The 2,964-nt window shown below is 44.4% G+C and carries 2 protein-coding genes; both read right to left on the bottom strand.

All coding sequences use genetic code 11. From position 1 onward, the window contains the following. Positions 1 to 308: 308 nt before the first annotated feature. The gene (locus PHG87_07700; protein MDD5478058.1) at positions 309 to 2,156 is read right to left on the bottom strand and encodes a prolyl oligopeptidase family serine peptidase; all 1,848 of its coding nucleotides are present in this window, start codon (positions 2,154 to 2,156) and stop codon (positions 309 to 311) included. 52 nt (positions 2,157 to 2,208) lie between these two features. Then, positions 2,209 to 2,964 (bottom strand): hypothetical protein (locus PHG87_07695; protein ID MDD5478057.1); only part of this gene is annotated, 756 nt, incomplete at its 5' end.

Below are 2,964 nucleotides of genomic sequence, written 5' to 3'. Positions count from 1 at the left end.
AAATTTTTCGCCGTTTTCCTCCTCTTGCGTCCAAATAAAACTTATGTTATTTTATTTTCAGGAAAAACCCGTGATCCAACGTTTCTTAAAATAGTACCTTCAAAACAGAAAGGAGGTGAAAAAGATGGATGTAAAGCACCTATCGCTTCTCGATCGGCTTTTCGAGCCGGTTCCTGAGACGCCGGCGTCGGAGCTCGGTTACTATGATCCAATTACACAGACGTGGTCGCATCGAAACGCGCGGCTCATGAGTCCGGTCAAGCACAACCAGGAGCACTAGCTCCACCACAAGCCCCTCAAGACACAATCTATTTCTTGAGGGGCATTTTTTTACAAACAGTGGCAAAATGCAATATCTTGTTCATAAGTTTTGTGCGAAGGGATGTGTTCGTAAAATCTCCTATGTGTCCGGAAGAAAACCAGACAACGGAGACATTTTTGTTAATTTTTTTTAACTTATTTATGAAATGCCGAATCTGGCGTGGCGGACAACGGACATCGTTTTTACCATGTAATAAGAGAATTGGCGACTGTATATGATCAACATACGAAATCGGGGAACTGCGAATATAGCGTGTTAAGGAGGTTTTAGGTGTACCCTTAAACCTTTTTCTATCTTGCGATTTGAAGTAAGCTGGTTCATCCTCGTACTGCCTAACGCAGTCTACTATCGCGGCTCCGGCAATGCCACAACGCCATAAGTTTGGATATTTTCCAAGAGCGAGGAGAGTAACGTATCCTCCCCAAGACCACCCGTTGAGAATGACGTTATTTGTATCTGCGTAATTATTCCTGACAAGCCAATTTCGTACGGCCGCAACATCTTCAACTTCCCAGTGACCGGGGTTGCCATATATTTTTCGTTCAAAAGTTTTTCCGAATCCGATTGAGCCTCGATAATTGACAGCGCAATAACCGAATCCGTTCTCAAGCCATGCTTGTGTTTCTGGAGAAAATTCATCGCCGGCGACTCCGTGAGGTCCTCCGTGTACGTCAATAACAAACGGTAAACGTTCGTTCGCGCCGCGCGGTCGCACAATCCAAGTCTGTACTCGCGCCCCGTCCGAAGAACGAACCCAAGCATTCTTTATTTGGTGCCGCGATATAAAATTTCCTGACCACTCCGGTAATTTTTCTAAGACATCATAACGTGGCGCGCGAATCTTGATAAGGCGCGGAGAATTATTGAAGTCGCTCCACCGAACGATCAGCGAATTGTCCGAGAGGCGAACTATCGAATCAAAATGAAAATTGAAGCTTCCATTCCTCGGGCCAATCCGCTGCAGTTTCTTTGTGCAAATATTATATAGATACAACTTTTGTTTCGCTTGATACACATCGCAAACAATCATTTCATTTCTGTCTTCATCCCAAGCAAGCGCCCACACATCGCCGCGGAATTCTTTATGTTGAATCTTAAAAATGCTTTTACGTTCAAAATCATATACAATCGGTCGGAGCCAATCGTTCATTCTAGCAAGAGCCAGAACAATCGGCCGCTGTCTTGTTTGAGAAAACGTTAGAGGAATTATTTCTTCAAAAGAACGCGACCGAAGCATCCGCCTATCTTTACTGCTTGACAGAAGTATAAGAGCATTCTTGTCCTTTTTTTCTTCTGATTCAGCTACACAAATAAATTGACCATCAGGTGAACAAATTGGTTCAGATAATGAATTTTTTGAAGAATATACTTTGCGAGTATTAAAGGAGCCGCCTTTGTCTTTAACTACAAAAACGGCATTTGCATCGTCAATGGAAGCGGAAAAACAAAGAGTGCTATTTTCTTGATTGGAAGATAATGAATAAGAAAAATAGTGGCTGAGATTAGGCGTAAGATTAACTCTTTTCCCTCCATCAAACGGAATACGTATAAAATGTCCATACTCGTTTCCATCCTGTTCATTGAGAATATAAACATATTGGCCATCTGGCGAAATTGAACCAAAAAGCGCTCCGCCCTTTTTATGAGTAATTTGTTTTTTATAGCCGCTCTTAAAATCAACCGCATAAAGCTGGTAGTTTCCAAAACGATTTGAGACGATAATTGTTCGGTGTGGCGCGTTATGCGCAGCAAAAATGTACTGTGTATTCGTAATTTTGAACAACTTGCTCAATTTTGATTTTAATATTAAATTGTTGGGAATTTTTCTTGTCATAATTGTATTTTACCTATACACTGAATGAAATGAAAAGAAAAGGCGGCCGGCATTATGCTGTACCGACCGCCCGGAGTTCTAGCATATCTGCCAGAGTGCGGCAGATTGCGCCGTCGTAGAGACGATCAAGCCACCACCAAGCGCCGCATGTATTGATTTCAAGAAATAACAAGTTTCCGTCCGTATCCTCCATGAAGTCAGCTGCGCAGTAATCGAGGTTGAGCGCTCGCATGAGCGTACGAAGTTTTTGCAGCGTATCGGCATCAAAGTCACACGCTCCATACGATTCTCCCGTACCAGTTTCCTTACGGACATCTTCGCGCTGGTGCGGATTCGGAAAGCACGATGCCGCAAATACGGAGTCGCCTACCACTACAACGCGGATGTCTCGCTTACGCTCGTGGTATTTTTGGTAGATTACCGGGGCGAATGAGATAGCCTCACTATTTGAGAGCCACGACGGGTCGACAATACGCGTGTATGCCGCTCGCGTTTCCGTTGGCGAGACAACCCATGGAGTTGCTAAGTTTTTAGCGACTGTAGTCTGCTCATGCACAAACGCACGAACAGCAGAAGGATCGTTTGATACAATCGTCCTCGGTATCGCAAGCTTGACGGTTTTTGCCAAAGCCATCTGGTGGATTTTGTTCGAAGCGTGTATGACGCAACTTGGCTTGTTGAGCCACGGCACCGACAAGAGTTCAAACACCGCAAGCTGTAACGCAAGCAGGTTTTCTCGCTGAAGGCAATCACGTTCGCTTCCAGCTTGACCGAGATACGGCGGTAGTTGTTGGCACCAACCGATAGC

It is taken from the genome of Candidatus Omnitrophota bacterium (assembly GCA_028716245.1).
In the GTDB taxonomy this organism is placed as follows: Bacteria; Omnitrophota; Gorgyraeia; order Gygaellales; family Profunditerraquicolaceae; genus UBA6249.
Note: the sequence above shows the minus strand (reverse complement) of the source record. Positions and strands in the feature narration are given on the sequence as shown.